Below are 16,329 nucleotides of genomic sequence, written 5' to 3'. Positions count from 1 at the left end.
CTTACGCAGCCCGCGCCGCCGGGCGCTTGCCGCCGAAGCGGCGCTTGTTGTTGCCCTTGAAGGCCGGCTTGGCGCCATCCGGCTTGCGCTCGCCGGCGAAGGCCGGCTTGTCGCCGAAGCGCTTCTTGCCAAAGCCGTTGCCCTTGTTCTCGCCACCGGGCCGCCTGCCGTCGCGACGCCCATTGCGGTCGTTGCGGTCATTGGCCGGCTCGAAGCGCTCGTTCTTTTCAGCCGGATTGCGCAGCGGATCGGGGCTGCCGAGATGGTCGGCAACGATCGGCAGCTTGGTACGGATGATGCGCTCGACTTGGCGCAGCTTGCTGTTTTCCGAAGGATCGCAAAGCGTGATCGCGATGCCGTCCATGCCGTTGCGGCCGGTACGGCCGATGCGGTGGACGTAGCTCTCGGCTTCATCAGGCAGGTCGAAATTCACGACATGGCTGATGCCGGGCACGTCGATGCCGCGCGCCGCGATGTCGGTCGCCACCAGAATGCGCACCGAACCGTCGCGGAAATCGTTCAGCGCTTTCTGGCGGGCGTTCTGCGACTTGTTGCCGTGGATGACGGCGGCCTTGAAGCCGTCGCGCTCAAGGTCCTTGGTCACCCTGTCGGCACCATGCTTGGTGCGCGAAAAGATGATGACAGACTTCATCGCCTCGTCGGCGAGCATCGTCGACAACACCTGGCGCTTCTGCTTGGTGCGGGCAAAGACGACGCCCTGCACGATCTCGGCCGCCGCCGTGCTTTGCGGCGCGACTTCGACACGAATCGGGTTCTTCAGCAGGCCCTTGGCCAGTTCGGCGATTTCATTGGGCATGGTCGCCGAGAACAGCACCGTCTGACGGTCGGGCGCGGTCGCCTTGGCGATGCGCTTGACGTCGTTGATGAAGCCCATGTCGAGCATGCGGTCGCCTTCGTCCAGCACCAGCCATTTGGTGTCGGCAAGCACGAGGTCGCCCTCACGCACCAGGTCGGTCAACCGGCCGGGCGTGGCGATTAGGATGTCGACGCCGGGAGCAACCTTCTTCACCTGGCTGAAGCGGGACACGCCGCCGAGCACGAGCGCGGTCGAGACATGCGCGCCCTTGGCGAGGATCTTGATCGTGTCTTCGATCTGCACGGCGAGTTCGCGCGTCGGCGCCAGAATCAGCGCACGTGCCGTCTTCGGCCGGCGCTTGGTGCCAAGCGCAATGATCTTCGACAGAATCGGCAGCGCGAAGGCCGCAGTCTTGCCGGAGCCGGTCTGGGCGATGCCGAAAATGTCACGGCCTTCCATCTGCGGCGGGATCGCCTGTGCCTGGATCGGCTTCGGCTCGGCGAAGCCGGCGTTGTGGGTGGCCTTGAGCAGCGCGCCCGTAATACCCAGTGCCGCGAAACCCGTGAGTTCCGCAGCGCTACCGGGCAAAGTGTTTTCGTTGGTCAAAATAATCTTCTTTCACGCGGCTTCTGGCCGCAAACACCGGTGGCGGCAGGGCGCAACCTGCCGTCGAAAAATCTGTGATGAACGACAAGGCGGGCGGACGGGTTCGTCCACTCGGCTGCGCTGTCGTGCCCGCAGGCATCATGCCACGGGGCTTTTTCGCCGCTTTGTGATTTACCGGAAAAAGGGCCGATATACCGGAAAGAGGGAAAACAGACGCAACCAGTCTCATTCGTCGAGAAGGCCGGATTCGTTCCCGGCCCAAGCGCCTATGGGCTGCATATGGCTGAGTTCGCCCTCAATTGCAAGGGGCTTCATGTTGCAGCGCAGCAAAGCCCGTGGCGCAAGCGCCGCTTGCGCTCGCTTGCCGGCACGATTACGACGAAATGCCGCTGGCTTGGGAGGTAATCGATGAAAGACGTTCTCAAGGAACTCGAGCGCCGCCGCGAGATCGCCCGCATGGGCGGTGGCCCGGTCCGCATCGATGCCCAGCACAAGAAGGGCAAGCTCACCGCGCGCGAACGCATCGAGGTGTTTCTCGACGAGGGCTCGTTCGAGGAATTCGACATGTATGTCGAGCACCGCTCGACCGACTTCGGCATGGAGAACACCAAGATCGCCGGCGACGGCGTCGTCACCGGCTGGGGCACCGTCAACGGCCGCCCGGTCTACCTCTTCGCCAAGGACTTTACCGTATTCGGCGGCTCGCTGTCGGAAGCGCATGCCGAGAAGGTCATCAAGGTGCAGGAGATGGCGCTGCGCAACCGGGCGCCGATCATCGGCCTCTACGATGCCGGCGGGGCGCGCATCCAGGAAGGCGTCGCAGCACTCGGCGGCTATGCCGAGATCTTTCAGCGCAACGTGCTGGCCTCCGGCGTCATTCCGCAGATTTCCGTCATCATGGGACCGTGCGCCGGCGGCGACGTCTATTCGCCTGCGATGACCGACTTCATCTTCATGGTGCGCGACACTTCCTACATGTTCGTCACCGGGCCGGATGTGGTGAAGACGGTGACCAACGAAACGGTGACCGCCGAGAGCCTCGGCGGCGCCTCCGTCCACACGACGAAATCGTCGATCGCCGACGGCGCCTATGACAATGACGTCGAGGCGCTGCTGCAGATGCGCCGGCTGGTCGACCTGTTGCCGGCTTCCAACACATCGGAGCTTCCCGAGATCGAATGCTACCAGTCGGTCACCGACCATGATTTGTCGCTCGACCGGCTGATTCCCGACAACGCCAACAAGCCCTACGACATCAAGGAACTGATCATGAAAGTTGTCGACGAAGGCGACTTCTTCGAGATCCAGCAGAACTTCGCCAAGAACATCGTCACCGGGTTCGGGCGCGTCGAGGGCCGCACCGTCGGCTTCGTCGCCAACCAGCCAATGGTATTGGCCGGCGTGCTCGATTCCGACGCCAGCCGCAAGGCGGCCCGTTTCGTGCGCTTCTGCGATTGTTTTTCGATCCCGATCGTCACCTTCGTCGATGTCCCCGGCTTCCTGCCGGGTACGGCGCAGGAATATGGCGGGCTGATCAAGCATGGCGCGAAACTCCTGTTCGCCTATGCCGAGGCCACCGTGCCGAAGATCACCGTCATCACCCGCAAAGCCTATGGCGGCGCCTATGACGTGATGGCGTCAAAGCATCTGCGCGGCGACATGAACTACGCCTGGCCGACCGCGCAGATCGCGGTGATGGGCGCCAGGGGAGCGGTCGAGATCATCTACCGCAAGGACATCGGCGACGCGGAAAAAATCGCGGCCCACACAAAGGCTTACGAGGATCGCTTCCTGTCGCCTTTCGTCGCTGCCGAACGCGGCTATGTCGACGAGGTGATCATGCCGCACTCGACCCGCCGCCGCATCGCGCGCGCGCTGCGCATGCTGCGCAACAAGGACATGCAGAACCCCTGGAAGAAGCACGACAACATCCCGCTGTGAGGCGTGGCTGGGCATCTATCCGAGGAGGTAACCGTCGGGCAGCTCACTCCTCTTCCGCCGCACCAAACCCCGCTCCCATCGTGGCACGGACAGGGCTGCCCCATGGCGTTGCGTGGTTGTCGATGCGCATCTGGAAGATGAAATAAGTCGGCGAGCAGAAGCCGATGCCTTTCACTTTGCCGATGCCCGGCGTGTCCGGCGGCAGCGACTGGCACATATAGTCCTCGCGGCAGAAATGATCGGCCGAACAGGCCGGCCGGTTGCCGCGATTGACGGCGCCGCCAAGACATTGGTCGAAATTATTGGTGGCTACGCAGATATCGAATTTCTTGCCGCCGACCAGCCCGCAGATCTCGTGCGGCAGAGGCTTGCCGACTTTGAAGGCGGCAAATGTACGGTCCTTGTCGTTGCAGCCGCGATAGGCAATCCCGGCGGGCACGCCGATCTTCGGCGGCCGGCAGGTGTAAGCGGTGCGCGAGACGTCAGGCGCGAAGGCCGCGAACTGGCCTGATATGCTGTAGCGGTCGTTGAAAGGCTGCGCCGCGTTGCTGGCGATCGAGCCGGTCAGGCAGGGATGGCCGGAAAACATTTTTTCGCTGTCCTTGGGCAGCAGGCATTGCGCCAGTTTCGTGTGCACGCCCGAAGCGGTGGCCAGCGGCGTGCAGATGGTATCACTGCTGCACTGCCAAGTCGCGCCGAAGCGGGTCGCATCTTCCTGCATCAGGCACGGCATGGCCATCTCCGCCGGCGCGTAATCGACCGCGCCGGCGTTCGTCCAGACCGCCGGCGGCGCAAAGGAGAGCGGACGGAAGCGGTTCGGCTGCTTGCCTTCGGCCGTGGCGGCCAGCCACGCCTGGCGCCGCGGGATCTCGGCATGAAGATGCGGCGAAACCCCGACCTCGATGCGGTTCAACGGCGATGTCGTCTTGTCGTCTAGCCCGATGAAATGGAAACCGGCGGTCGAACCGGCCTGATGGCACCCCTGGCAGGCGCCATTGTCCAATCGTTCGACCAGCGCTTCCGGCGTGCGCACGAGTTTCAGCGCGGAATAATCGAGCGATGCGAATTCCTCAGGTCGGAATAATTGCGTAAACGGGTGATTGGCCTGCCGCGCACTGCCGAAGGTCGACCATGAAATAATCTTTCTGGCCAGGAACTCGTCGGGAATTTCATAAACGCCTTCATCGACCGCCGGCAGATTGGCGCCGACATAGGCGGCAAGCCGTGCTTTCAGCGCCGCGTCCTGCGAGAGCCGTGCGGTGTCGGGCGTGTTCTCCAGCGGCTTCTCGCTGATAGCAGCGCCATCGATGCCGAATACCCGCATGAGATAGGCGGCTTGGCCACCGAACTCGGTTTCCTGTCCGGAGGGGAAGCGCACCACCTGCGCGTTGAGCTCCAGCTGCTTGAAGGTCAGCCCGGCCTTCTCCAGCGGCCCGCCGGTCAGCCAGCCGGCATCGACGCTCTCGTCAAGCTGTGGCGTCCAGCGTCCGGCAGTACCGACGCAGCCGCCGTCGGCATCGGGCGCGGCGCTGTAGACGGCATTGAAATTGAACGGCAGGCGCGATGCCAGCAGCTTGCCGTTCTTGCGAAAACTGTAGGCCAGGCGGTAGACGAAGCGCACCTCGCCGCAGTTCCTGTCGCCTTGCAGCCGCGTGAAATCGCGACGGTCGAGCCGGTTGACGATGCCGACCAACCGGAGGCGCGCGGCATCGGTCTTCAGCCAGCGCATGTCCATGATGCGGCCGACATTGCCGTCGGTTATCTCGTAGAGCGGCCGCCCACCGGCTTTCATCTCGGCGCGCAATGCCGCAACATCAGAGGCAACGATGTCGACGATGGCGTGATAGGCGGGTGCCTCGTCGTAAAGCGTCTTTAGACCGTCCTCGCCGTCGACGCCGAAAACGTCGACGAAGCCGAAACCCTTGGCATCGAGTGCGGCGAGCACCGCCGGATCGTCGACGATGATCAAAGGGCCCTCGGCGCGCGCCGTCGACGCCACGAAGACGGCAAAGACTGTGGCAAGCAGCAGAGCCAGGGCGCGGTTCATGGAACAGCCATGCGCGCGTCGAAGAGTTCACGCAACACCGGCAGCAGCGCCAGCGGCAGATCCTCGGCGATCAAGCCGGGTCCGAACCGGCTGCCGGCTTCGGCATGCAGCCACACCGCCGCGCAGGTGCCCTCCAAGGGCGGCATGCCTTGTGCGAGCAAACCGGCAATGATGCCCGACAGCACGTCGCCTGACCCGGCTGTGGCCAGCCACGGTGCACCGTTGGAGTTGATCGCCGCTTTGCCATCGGGCGCTGCTATGACCGTGTCGGCGCCCTTGTAGACGATGACGGCATTGGCCCGCGCTGCGGCCGCCCGCGCCTTGTCCAATTTCGACATGGTTTTGTCCCCGGCGATATCTGGGAACAAGCGGCCGAATTCACCCTCATGCGGCGTGATCACCAACGCTGGCGCGTTCAGGTGACGGGCGGCTTCGAACAGCGACTGCGGCTGATGGGCCATAGATGTAATGGCGTCAGCATCAAGCACGATCGCTCCTCCGTGGTTTGCGGTTTGCGATGCGCGTGCACCCTCCGCCAAGGTCTTGATCAGTTGCAGGGCGAAATCGCCGACCTTGGGCTTTGGCCCGAGCCCCGGTCCAAACACCAGCGCCTCGGGATGGCGCGCCGTCAGAAATTCCTGCACCTCCTCAAGTGACCCCGCCTCTCGCAGCATGATCGAGGTCAGGTGTGTCGCGTTCACCTGCATGGCATTGCCAGGCGACAGCACGGTGACCGCCCCTGCCCCGCATCTAGCGGCGGCCATCGCCGACAGCCGCGCCGCGCCGGTAGCACTGGGACCGCCGGAAAAGACGCCGACATGGCCGCGCTTGTATTTGTGCGCATCGACCGCCGGCAGGGGAAATTCCCGCAACCACAGGTCCGGCACATTCTCGAAGGTCGAGACAGCGAGCTGGGCGATGATGCCGTCATCGATGCCGATATCGGCGAGCACGATTTCACCGCATTGCCCGCGCCCCGGCAGCAGCAAGTGGCCGGGCTTTTTCCGCGCGAAGGTGACGGTAACCTCGGCACGAAACGCCCTGCCCAATATTTCGCCGCTGGCACCTGAGACGCCCGACGGCAGGTCGATCGCGACCACAGGCAGGCGCAGGGCTGTCACGGTATCGACGGCCTTCGCGGCATCGCCGGAAAGCGGCTTGGACAGCCCTGCCCCATAGAGCGCGTCGATCACGATCGAGCCGAACTCGGCGTCGAAATCGGACAGCGGCCGGGACTTGATCAGTGATTCCGCGGCGGCGAGCGCCGCATCGCTTTCCGGCCTCGGCGCTCCGGATGACCAGATCGTTGTGCCGACGCCGCTGCCGGCCAGGAGGCGGGCGACGACATAGCCATCGCCGCCGTTGTTGCCGGGCCCGCACAGCACATGGATGTGCTTTGCCGAGGGATAGCGCTTGAGAACCTCGGCCGCGACCGCTTCGCCCGCGCGCCGCATCAGGCTGATTCCATCGGCCGGACCGGCCGCGATCGTCAGCCGATCAGCCGCGGTCATTTCGGCGGGGACAAGAAGTTCGTTGCTCATGGATTGCCGATCCGCATGCTATCAAGCATTGTCCAATTTCGATCCTAAGCAAACAAGGGGGAGTTGCCGAGATCTGCGGCCATAACGTCGGGACGAAGGCATCGCGGGCAGAAAATTGCCTGCGGGATAGGCGATGTGCCTGATTTTTGTGCGGACGCGGGTGTTGGCGCTGTGTAGGCTCTGGCAGCCCATGCCGCTTCCGGTGCAGTGAATGACGCGAATTTGCATCCCGGTGCGGCGCGGCTTTGAAATCTTATGAGACCGCTTAGAATCCGCTGAATTGGCACAGTTCGTGCTTGATGGAGGCGCAAGCGGGGGGTCACAACCCGTTTTTTTGGCAGTGGAGGCCACTTTTTACATGAAAAAGATCGAAGCGATCATCAAGCCATTCAAGCTGGACGAAGTGAAGGAAGCGCTTCAGGAAGCCGGACTGCAAGGCATCACTGTCACCGAGGCAAAAGGCTTCGGTCGTCAGAAGGGCCACACCGAACTCTATCGCGGCGCCGAATATGTCGTCGATTTCCTGCCCAAGGTGAAGATCGAGGTCGTGCTTGGCGACGACGCGGTCGAAGGCGCCATTGAGGCCATCCGCAAGGCGGCCCAGACGGGCCGCATCGGTGACGGCAAGATCTTCGTTTCCAATATCGAGGAAGTTGTGCGAATCCGCACCGGCGAAACGGGCATGGACGCGGTCTGACCTGACCGGCCCTCCTCCTGAAAACGTCATCAACAAAAAACGTCATCAAACAGGGATACATGACATGACGACAGCCAAAGACATCATGAAGCAGATCAAGGACAACGACGTGAAATTCGTCGACCTGCGCTTCACAGACCCGAAGGGCAAGCTGCAACACGTGACGATGGATGTCATCGAGGTCGAGGAAGACATGTTCGCCGATGGCGTGATGTTCGACGGCTCGTCGATTGCCGGCTGGAAGGCCATCAACGAGTCCGACATGGTGCTGATGCCCGATCCGGACACTGTCCACATGGACCCGTTCTTCGCGCAGTCGACCATGGTCATCCTGTGCGACATCCTCGATCCGGTTTCGGGTGAATCCTACAACCGCGATCCGCGCGGTACGGCCAAGAAGGCCGAGGCCTACATGAAGGCCGAAGGCATCGGCGACACCATCTATGTCGGCCCGGAAGCCGAGTTCTTCGTGTTCGACGACGTGAAGTACAAGGCCGATCCCTACAACACCGGATTCAAGCTCGACTCCACGGAACTGCCGTCGAACGACGACACCGACTACGAGACCGGCAATCTCGGCCACCGTCCGCGCGTCAAGGGCGGCTACTTCCCGGTGCCGCCGATCGACAGCGCGCAGGACATGCGCTCGGAAATGCTGACCGTGCTCGCCGAGATGGGCGTGCGCGTCGAAAAGCATCACCATGAGGTGGCGGCGGCCCAGCACGAACTCGGCATCAAGTTCGACGCACTGGTGCGCAACGCCGACAAGATGCTGATCTACAAATATGTCGTCCACCAGGTCGCCAACGCCTATGGCAAGACGGCCACCTTCATGCCGAAGCCGATCTTCGGCGACAACGGCTCGGGCATGCACGTCCACATGTCGATCTGGAAGAACGGCAAGCCGACCTTCGCCGGCAATGAATATGCAGGTCTGTCGGAAAACTGCCTCTTCTTCATTGGCGGCGTCATCAAGCATGCCAAGGCGATCAACGCCTTTACCAACCCGCTGACCAATTCCTACAAGCGCCTGGTGCCGGGTTACGAAGCGCCGGTTCTGCTCGCCTATTCGGCGCGCAACCGCTCGGCGTCCTGCCGCATCCCGTTCGGCTCGTCGCCGAAGGCCAAGCGCGTCGAGGTCCGCTTTCCCGATCCGGGCGCGAATCCCTACCTCGCCTTCTCCGCCCTGCTGATGGCCGGCCTCGACGGCATCAAGAACAAGATCCATCCCGGCCAGCCGATGGACAAGGATCTCTACGACCTGCCGCCGAAGGAGTTGAAAAAGATCCCGACCGTCTGCGGTTCGCTGCGAGAAGCCCTGCAGAGCCTCGACAAGGACCGTGGCTTCCTGAAGGCTGGCGGCGTCTTCGACGACGACCAGATCGACAGCTACATCGAGCTGAAGATGGCCGAAGTGATGCGCTTCGAAATGACCCCGCATCCGGTCGAATACGACATGTACTACTCCGTCTGAGGCTTCAATCTCAGCCTAAGATTCGCCATAACCAAGCCCTTGAAAGACTTCCCTCTTTCAAGGGCTTTTTGCTGCGCTCCAATAGGAATTGCCAGCCGACCGGCATGTCTCGCCTGCGCGGCAGCCGCATGCGCGCCCGTATCCGCCTTTCGTCTTCGGCGATCGCACGATGCCCGGATTCTTGGACCTACGGTCCATCGGAGCGGCCGGCTTGAGCGTCGGTCCGGTGACTTCAATCACTACTCGGCGATGTCCAGTGAAGATCAAGGCGGCCGCTCGGTCGCCAACGTTGGAGCCAGGAGCGAGCGGAGCACTGTCTCAGGCTACAGTGACCGCTCGTCCGGCGCCCACGCCAATGCCGCCGTTCAGAAAACCCCACCCGTCCGAACAGCATTGCGTGACGTAACCCCAAGGCCTGCGAATACGCATGCCGTAGCGTGATCTGTCAACGTCGCAAGCCGGGCCGCGAATGGCCGATTCTGCTGTATGAACAGATGCTTATGGAAGGCCCTTTGCCCCGGATAAGGGCTGGAAAAGGCGCTTTTCCGGGCTTTATAGCGAGTGATCGCCGGAGGCTCACATGGCTGCGGCAAGAACTCCCGGGCGATTTGCGACCGCGTGAATTCCCTGACTTTTTCTGGGTATGTTTTCCCAGGAATGCCGTCAGCCGGGTAACGGCCAAAAAAGAACCCCGGCGCGAAACGCCGGGGTCTTCTTGTCAGGCAGTCCGAAACGCTTACGCGGCGGCCGAAACCTGGGCGCTTGCCGGAACCGAGGCGATCGTCTTCAGGATCTGCGAGGCGATCTGGTAGGGGTCGCCCTGCGAGTTCGGACGGCGGTCTTCCAGATAACCCTTGTAGTCGCTTTTGATGAAGGAATGCGGCACGCGGATCGAGGCGCCACGGTCGGCAATGCCATAGCTGAACCGGTTCCACGGCGCGGTCTCGTGCTTGCCGGTCAGACGCTTGTCGTTGTCGGGACCGTAGACGGCGATGTGGTCCATCAGGTTCTTGTCGAAAGCCGCCATCAGCGCTTCGAAATAGGCCTTGCCGCCGACTTCGCGCATATAGGAGGTCGAGAAGTTGGCGTGCATGCCCGAGCCGTTCCAATCGGTGTCGCCGAGCGGCTTGCAGTGGTATTCGATGTCGATGCCGTACTTCTCGGTCAGGCGCTGCATGAGGTAGCGGGCCATCCACATCTGGTCGGCGGCTTTCTTGGAGCCCTTGCCGAAAATCTGGAATTCCCACTGGCCCTTGGCAACTTCGGCGTTGATGCCTTCGTGGTTGATGCCGGCGGCGAGGCAGAGGTCGAGATGCTCCTCGACGATCTGGCGCGCAATGGAGCCGACATTGGAATAGCCGACGCCGGTGTAGTACGGGCCCTGGGGTGCGGGATAGCCGCTCTCGGGGAAGCCGAGCGGCCGGCCGTCCTTGTAGAAGAAATATTCCTGCTCGAAGCCGAACCAGGCGCCCTCGTCATCGAGGATGGTGGCGCGCTTGTTGGATGCGTGCGGCGTCACGCCATCGGGCATCATGACTTCGCACATGACCAGCACGCCGTTGGTGCGGGCGGGATCCGGATAGACCGCAACCGGCTTCAGCACGCAATCGGAGCTGTGCCCTTCGGCCTGCTGGGTCGAGGAACCATCGAAGCCCCACAGCGGCAGCTGCTCAAGATCAGGGAATTCGGCGAATTCCTTGATCTGCGTCTTGCCGCGAAGGTTGGGGACCGGGGTATATCCATCGAGCCAGATATACTCGAGCTTGTATTTCGTCATTCTAGCCTCTCGTTGCTTGATCACCGAACACTGAACGGCGTCGACATGCGTCTGCCGTCAGCAGACGGCCTGCCGCACACTTAAAATGCAATTCGTGTGCCATTCTTGGTCCGGAGGGTGCGGCAAAATTGACGCGGCATCCGCTCGAAAGTCGGTGAGCGCCTAAGCAATGCGCCCGGATCCATCACAATCGTTATTTGCACAAATAGTGTGCAAATACTGATCTTTTCATAGGCATATTGCCTAACTTGATTGCAGACCTTATCTTTGGACCAAGTTGAATCGAAAAGGTTCGGCGGAAGAAAGGAATCCGGCATGGAAATCATTTCCACACGACCGTCGGCCAAAATTCTGATGTTCCCGGCGGCAGCGCGCCTCTCTGCCTCAAATTTGAGCGGAAGGGCTAAGTTTGCGGCAGAGCTTGCCTCGCTGCGTGGTGCCCGCGCAGACTTCGGCGACGGCTGGTACCATGAGGCAGCCATCGAGGATGAGGCCCGGGGCCGCAAGAGCTGACACAGAGGGGCAGCAGCCCTCGTCAACGGATAATTGGCCTGAAAAGAGGAAGCCCGGCGCGATTGCTCGCGCCGGGCTTTATCTTTGTATGCTGGAGCTGTCAGCTACTGCTTGTCGTGCAGGTTGGTTCCCAGCGTATCCCTGACGAAGATCATGCCGATGATCAGCGACATCGCCGCGATCACCACCGGATACCAGAGGCCGTAGTAGATATCGCCCTTGGAGGCGCTGAGCGCGAACACGATCGCCGGCAGCAGGCCGCCGAACCAGCCATTCCCGATGTGATAGGGCAGCGACATGCCGGTATAGCGGATGCGGGTCGGGAACATCTCGACCAGGATCGCCGCGATCGGCCCGTAGACCATGGTCACGTAGAGGACCAGGATGAACAGGATGCCGATGACCTTTGCCCAGTTGACCGCCGCCGGGTCGGCAAACATCGCGAACGCACCGGCCGCCGGAACACTGTAGACGGTCACGTCCGTGGCGCCGGCAGCCTCATCGGCCGTCAGCAGCTTGTCCTTGACCGCCTGGGCGAGCGGGACAGTGGCCTTTTCACCGGCGCGAATGGCTGCCGCGTCGAGCTTCAGTTCGGGATTGGCCGCGACAAAGGCGTCGAGCTTTTGGTCAGCAACCTTGGCGGCAGCACGCTTCAGCGGGTAACCGCCGTCCTGAAGCGCCAGGTTGATCGCCTTCTTGAAAGCCGCATCGCTTGGAGCAGCCTTATCAGCGGCCGCCACGGCGTCGTAAGACGTCACGGTCTCGGCGCCGATCTTGACGCTGGCCGCTGTTCCCGCTGCCGCTGTCGTGACGATATCATAGGGCACCGAGCTTTTGGCCAGGAAGTCCGTCGCAATATCGCACGAGGTGAGAGGCTTGCGTGTTCCGGTTGGATTGAACTGGAACTTGCAGTCCCCCGGAGCAGCGGTCACCGTCGCACGCGTGTTCTGCTGGGCGGTGGCGAGCGCCGGGTTGGCGGCCCATGTCAGCGCCTTGAACAGCGGGAAGGTGGTGACGATCGCCAGCGCGAGACCGGCCATGATGATCGGCTTGCGGCCGATCTTGTCGGATAGCCAGCCGAACACGACGAAGAAGACCGCGCCGAGCGCCAGCGCAATCGCGATCATGATGTTGACCGACTGTGGGTCGACCTTGAGCACATTCGCCAGGAAGAACAGCGCGTAGAACTGGCCGTTGTACCAGACCACAGCCTGGCCGGCGGTGAGGCCGAACAACGCGAGCAACGCGATCTTGGCATTCTTCCACTGGCCGAAGGCTTCCGTCAGCGGCGCCTTGGAGCCCTTGCCCTCGTCCTTCATGCGCTGGAAAGTCGGCGATTCGGCAAGCGACAGGCGGATCCAGACCGATATGCCGAGCAGTATGGCCGAGAGCAGGAACGGAATACGCCAGCCCCAAGCCGCGAAATCCTCCTTGCTCAGCGAATTCTGCACGACCAGGATGACGATCAGCGACAGGAACAGGCCGAGCGTCGCCGTCGTCTGAATCCACGACGTATAGAAGCCGCGGCGATCGTCGGGAGCATGCTCGGCGACATAGGTCGCCGCACCACCATACTCACCGCCGAGCGCCAGGCCCTGCAGCATGCGCAGCCCGACCAGGATGATGGGCGCCGCAATGCCCCAGTTCGCCGAGCCGGGAAGCAGGCCGACCAGGAAGGTCGACAGGCCCATGATCAGGATGGTGACAAGAAATGTGTATTTGCGGCCGACGAGATCGCCAATGCGACCGAACACCAGCGCGCCGAACGGGCGCACCAGGAAGCCGGCGGCGAAAACCAGCAGCGTGAAGATGTTGCGAGTCGCCTCTGGATAGGAGGCGAAGAATGCCGCGCCGATCGCTCCGGCCAATGCGCCGTAGAGATAGAAATCATACCATTCGAAAACGGTGCCGAGCGAGGAAGCGAAGATGACTTTCTTCTCCTCCCGCGTCATGCCGCGGCTTGCTCCGCCGGCGGTCGATGCGATTGCCATTGCGTTATCCTCCCGTGAGACCCGTTCTCGATGCTGCGCGACACCGTCCGCGTTCTCCTCCGAGCACGGACTCAACGACGGCCATTCGGAAAAATGACAGAAAGCGCCTGCCAAAGGCAGCGCGTCTTTGGGATTATGACTTTGGTATTAGGTGCACTGCGGGATGAATCCGGGCGAGCTGGGAAAACTCCTTAGCGCTTGAGCGCTTCCAGCAGGCCGACAGCAGCCATCATGTCGCGCTTGCGAGCCGCGCGGCGGGCAACGGCCTCCGCATCCTGCCCCCAATGCTCGATCTGCCAGTCCTCGTCGACATGGGCAGCGGCCCAGGCAGGATCGGCATCGAGTTCGCCGAAATCGACAGCCAGCGCCAGCAGAGCCGAACCGGTCAGCGACGTCATCACATGGATGGCGGCGAGCCGCAGCGGCTCTGTTCGCTGGGCAAGATGGCTGCCCAGCACGGCGATGGTCTCGCGCGGCTGCTCGACATGGATGATGCCCTCGGCGAGATTGAAGCGGACCCCGAGTGTTCCCCTCACCCAGTCTATCACCGGGTCCCAATGCTGGCTCTGCCGCTCCACCAGCCCTTGCGGTGCGTCGGCGCGATAGCAGAGCAGATCGGATGAGGCAAAGCGCAGGATATCCTCCAGCACCGCCTGGGGGTCGCTGGCGACACCGTCGATGGCGGTGTTGACGAGACGCATCACCGGCATGGTCACCGGATCGATGGTCTCGCTTTGGGCGGCGAATTCGTCGGCGACAAGCACTGCTGCTGCCTCGGTAGGCAGCGCCAGCAGCGCCTTGCTCGGGGTGCGCACCGGCTTGCCGTCGAGATGCACGGCAAACCCATTGTCGACAGGTGCGACAGAGGCGGCCTTGTAGAAGCGCTTCGGCAGATGCGTCTTCATCTGGATCTGGGCGCGACGCACCGGATCGGGATGGGAAAGATATTTGCCCGCTTCGAGGTCGTTGAGGATATCACGCATGAAGGTCTCTCTTACACCGGCGTCAGCTTGCGCGCCGGCCGGTTGACGATGATCAGGCCGGCGGCAATTAGGCCAAGTGCCAGGAAAATGCGCATGGTCAGCGGCTCATTCAAGAACATGGCGCCGCACAGCACGCCGAAAACCGGCGACAGGAAGGTGAAACTGGACAGGCCTGATGCCGGATAGCGCCGCAGCAGCCAGAACCACAGCACATAGGTGAAGGCGACGATGTAGACAGCCTGGAAAAGCAGCGCCAAAGTCGGCAGCACGGTCGGATCGCGAACGGGCGGGCCGGCGAGAGGCAGCACCAAGACGCCTACGATCGCTGCCCCGGCGAGCTGGTAAAGCAGAAGCTTTTCGGCGCTCGCCTCGACCAGCTTCGACCGCTTGATGAGGATGTTGGTCAAAGCCCAGAAGAATCCGGAGCCGAGGCTCAGGAGATCGCCGAACAGCATGTCTCCGCCGCCGCCGAGCTTGTCGGAAAACACCGCGGCAAGCCCGGCAAAGGCCAGCAGCAGGCCAAGGAATTTTCTCAACGTGATCTGCTCGCCAAGCAGGAAATGGCCGCCGAGCAGCATCCAGAACGGCATCGTGTTGACCAGCAGCGTGTTGCGGGCAACGGTCGTATGCTCCAGGCCGACATAAAGGCAAAGGAACTCGATGCCGAAAAGCGCGCCAACCGCGATGCCGGCGAGCAAGGTCCCGTCGCGCGTGAAAAGCGCGATGCCGCGCCACCGGCACCAGGCAAAGACACACAGGCCGCCGATGATCGAGCGCGCGATCGATAGGAAAACCGGATCATAGCCAGCGTAGGAGATCTTGGCGGCGACGTAATTCAGCCCCCAGGAAAAGGTCAGCCCGACCATGATGGCGGCGGCGGCCATGTCGACCGTGTCGCGACGATCAAGCGTATCGGTGGCGAGCCCGTCGGTGGCGCCGCTCACGATCAGTCCTCCGCGCTGGCGTCGTCGAAGCCGATCAGGTTCCAGCTCTGTCGCATGTGCGGCGGCATTGGCGCGGTGACATCGATGACGCCCTTGTCGGGATGCGGAATGATGATGCGGCGCGCATGCAGATGCAGGCGGTTTTGAATGCCGCCGGGAAAGTCCCAGTTGGTGTCGGCCTCGAAATATTTCGGATCGCCCAGGATCGGACAGCCGATGTGGGCGGCATGAACGCGAAGCTGGTGGGTGCGGCCGGTATAAGGCTCCATCTCCAGCCAGGTCATCGTCTGCGCCGCCTGCTCGATGATGCGGTAGTAGGACACAGCGTGGTCGGCGCCCTTTTCACCATGCGCGGCGACCCGCACGCGGTCACCGTCCGGCGTCGGCTCCTTGATCAGCCAGGTCGAGATCTTGTCCTCGCGCTTGGGCGGCACGCCCTTAACCAGCGCCCAATAGGTCTTCTTGGTCTCGCGGGCGCGAAACGCTTCCGAGAGCTTCATGGCGGCCAGCCGGCTACGGGCGACGACCAGAACACCCGAAGTGTCGCGGTCGAGCCTGTGAACCAATCTGGGCTTCTCGCCCTTCTGGTTGCGCCAGGCTTCCAGCATGTCGTCGACATTGCGGGTGACGCCCGAGCCGCCCTGCACCGCAAGGCCCGCCGGCTTGTTGAAGACGAAAACCTTAGGGTCCTCATGGATCAGCATCTTGGCGAGAACATCGGCATCGCCCTGGTTGCGGATCGAGTGGCCGGTCAGCGCACTCTCGCCCTTCTTGTCGACCTCGAGCGGTGGGACGCGAACCATCTGGCCGGGCTCGACACGGGTGTCGGCCTTGACCCGGCCGCCGTCGACACGGATCTGGCCGGAGCGCAGAAGCTTCTGCAAATGGCCGAAACCAAGGCCCGGGAAATGGGTCTTGAACCAGCGGTCGAGCCGCATGCCCGCCTCGCCGGCCTCCACCGTGATCTGTTCAACGCCTGCCATGTTTTTTGTCGCTTA

General features: G+C 62.5%; 12 protein-coding genes. 4 read left to right on the top strand and 8 right to left on the bottom strand.

The window, feature by feature from the left end:
- Position 1: 1 nt before the first annotated feature.
- The gene (locus NKH95_RS30735) at positions 2-1,423 is read right to left on the bottom strand and encodes a DEAD/DEAH box helicase (RefSeq protein WP_352441547.1); all 1,422 of its coding nucleotides are present in this window, start codon (positions 1,421-1,423) and stop codon (positions 2-4) included.
- 408 nt (positions 1,424-1,831) lie between these two features.
- Here NKH95_RS30735 and NKH95_RS30730 point away from each other — a divergent pair, with 408 nt between their 5' ends.
- Positions 1,832-3,364 carry an acyl-CoA carboxylase subunit beta gene (locus NKH95_RS30730; RefSeq protein ID WP_352775222.1) on the top strand — a complete coding sequence of 511 codons (1,533 nt, stop codon included), beginning with the start codon at positions 1,832-1,834 and terminating at the stop codon, positions 3,362-3,364.
- Positions 3,365-3,407: 43 nt separating this feature from the next.
- On the opposite strand, the gene NKH95_RS30725 is transcribed toward NKH95_RS30730, so the two are convergent.
- Positions 3,408-5,411, bottom strand: a complete 2,004-nt coding sequence (locus NKH95_RS30725; protein ID WP_352441548.1) for a hypothetical protein — start codon at positions 5,409-5,411, stop codon at positions 3,408-3,410.
- Positions 5,408-6,952 carry an NAD(P)H-hydrate dehydratase gene (locus NKH95_RS30720; protein WP_352441549.1) on the bottom strand — a complete coding sequence of 515 codons (1,545 nt, stop codon included), beginning with the start codon at positions 6,950-6,952 and terminating at the stop codon, positions 5,408-5,410. The genes NKH95_RS30725 and NKH95_RS30720 overlap by 4 nt, the downstream gene beginning before the upstream one ends.
- 358 nt (positions 6,953-7,310) lie before the next feature.
- Here NKH95_RS30720 and NKH95_RS30715 point away from each other — a divergent pair, with 358 nt between their 5' ends.
- Both NKH95_RS30715 and glnA read left to right on the top strand, forming a co-directional pair.
- Positions 7,311-7,649 (top strand): P-II family nitrogen regulator, encoded by a 339-nt coding sequence (locus NKH95_RS30715; RefSeq protein WP_006205430.1) that lies wholly within the window; start codon positions 7,311-7,313, stop codon positions 7,647-7,649.
- Positions 7,650-7,713: 64 nt separating this feature from the next.
- Complete coding sequence (glnA, locus tag NKH95_RS30710) at positions 7,714-9,123, top strand: type I glutamate--ammonia ligase (protein ID WP_128306005.1); 1,410 nt, start codon at positions 7,714-7,716, stop codon at positions 9,121-9,123.
- 736 nt (positions 9,124-9,859) lie between these two features.
- On the opposite strand, the gene NKH95_RS30705 is transcribed toward glnA, so the two are convergent.
- A complete protein-coding gene (locus NKH95_RS30705) occupies positions 9,860-10,900 on the bottom strand; it encodes a glutamine synthetase beta-grasp domain-containing protein (RefSeq protein WP_352441550.1) in 1,041 nt (346 codons plus the stop codon).
- A gap of 315 nt (positions 10,901-11,215) precedes the next feature.
- Between NKH95_RS30705 and NKH95_RS30700 the strand changes: the two genes are divergently transcribed.
- Entirely contained in the window at positions 11,216-11,413 is a 198-nt protein-coding gene (locus NKH95_RS30700) for a DUF2735 domain-containing protein (protein ID WP_023812072.1), read from the top strand.
- Between the two features lie 104 nt (positions 11,414-11,517).
- Here the strand turns inward: NKH95_RS30700 and NKH95_RS30695 are convergent, their stop codons facing one another.
- The 4 genes from NKH95_RS30695 to NKH95_RS30680 all read right to left on the bottom strand — a co-directional run bounded on the left by NKH95_RS30695 (position 11,518) and on the right by NKH95_RS30680 (position 16,314).
- On the bottom strand, positions 11,518-13,404 hold the full coding sequence (locus tag NKH95_RS30695) for an MFS transporter (protein WP_023812073.1): 1,887 nt from the start codon (positions 13,402-13,404) through the stop codon (positions 11,518-11,520).
- Between the two features lie 191 nt (positions 13,405-13,595).
- Entirely contained in the window at positions 13,596-14,387 is a 792-nt protein-coding gene (locus tag NKH95_RS30690) for an ATP12 family chaperone protein (protein WP_023812074.1), read from the bottom strand.
- An 11-nt stretch (positions 14,388-14,398) separates the two neighbouring features.
- Complete coding sequence (locus NKH95_RS30685) at positions 14,399-15,271, bottom strand: DMT family transporter (protein ID WP_050592714.1); 873 nt, start codon at positions 15,269-15,271, stop codon at positions 14,399-14,401.
- 62 nt (positions 15,272-15,333) lie between these two features.
- Entirely contained in the window at positions 15,334-16,314 is a 981-nt protein-coding gene (locus tag NKH95_RS30680) for an RluA family pseudouridine synthase (protein WP_023812076.1), read from the bottom strand.
- Positions 16,315-16,329: the final 15 nt, after the last annotated feature.

Origin of the sequence: Mesorhizobium sp. M0848, from assembly GCF_040319805.1 — a bacterium.
GTDB lineage: Bacteria > Pseudomonadota > Alphaproteobacteria > Rhizobiales > Rhizobiaceae > Mesorhizobium.
This window is presented reverse-complemented; position numbering and strand designations above follow the sequence as displayed.

Excerpts from the sequence above, each read along its gene's own strand:
- NKH95_RS30685 (WP_050592714.1), bottom strand. The coding sequence starts at position 15,271 with ATGGCCGCCGCCGCCATCATGGTCGGGCTGACCTTTTCCTGGGGGCTG.
- NKH95_RS30725 (WP_352441548.1), bottom strand. The coding sequence starts at position 5,411 with ATGAACCGCGCCCTGGCTCTGCTGCTTGCCACAGTCTTTGCCGTCTTC.
- NKH95_RS30680 (WP_023812076.1), bottom strand. The coding sequence starts at position 16,314 with ATGGCAGGCGTTGAACAGATCACGGTGGAGGCCGGCGAGGCGGGCATG.
- NKH95_RS30695 (WP_023812073.1), bottom strand. The coding sequence starts at position 13,404 with ATGGCAATCGCATCGACCGCCGGCGGAGCAAGCCGCGGCATGACGCGG.
- NKH95_RS30705 (WP_352441550.1), bottom strand. The coding sequence starts at position 10,900 with ATGACGAAATACAAGCTCGAGTATATCTGGCTCGATGGATATACCCCG.
- NKH95_RS30730 (WP_352775222.1), top strand. The coding sequence starts at position 1,832 with ATGAAAGACGTTCTCAAGGAACTCGAGCGCCGCCGCGAGATCGCCCGC.
- NKH95_RS30700 (WP_023812072.1), top strand. The coding sequence starts at position 11,216 with ATGGAAATCATTTCCACACGACCGTCGGCCAAAATTCTGATGTTCCCG.
- NKH95_RS30720 (WP_352441549.1), bottom strand. The coding sequence starts at position 6,952 with ATGAGCAACGAACTTCTTGTCCCCGCCGAAATGACCGCGGCTGATCGG.
- NKH95_RS30715 (WP_006205430.1), top strand. The coding sequence starts at position 7,311 with ATGAAAAAGATCGAAGCGATCATCAAGCCATTCAAGCTGGACGAAGTG.
- NKH95_RS30690 (WP_023812074.1), bottom strand. The coding sequence starts at position 14,387 with ATGCGTGATATCCTCAACGACCTCGAAGCGGGCAAATATCTTTCCCAT.
- glnA (WP_128306005.1), top strand. The coding sequence starts at position 7,714 with ATGACGACAGCCAAAGACATCATGAAGCAGATCAAGGACAACGACGTG.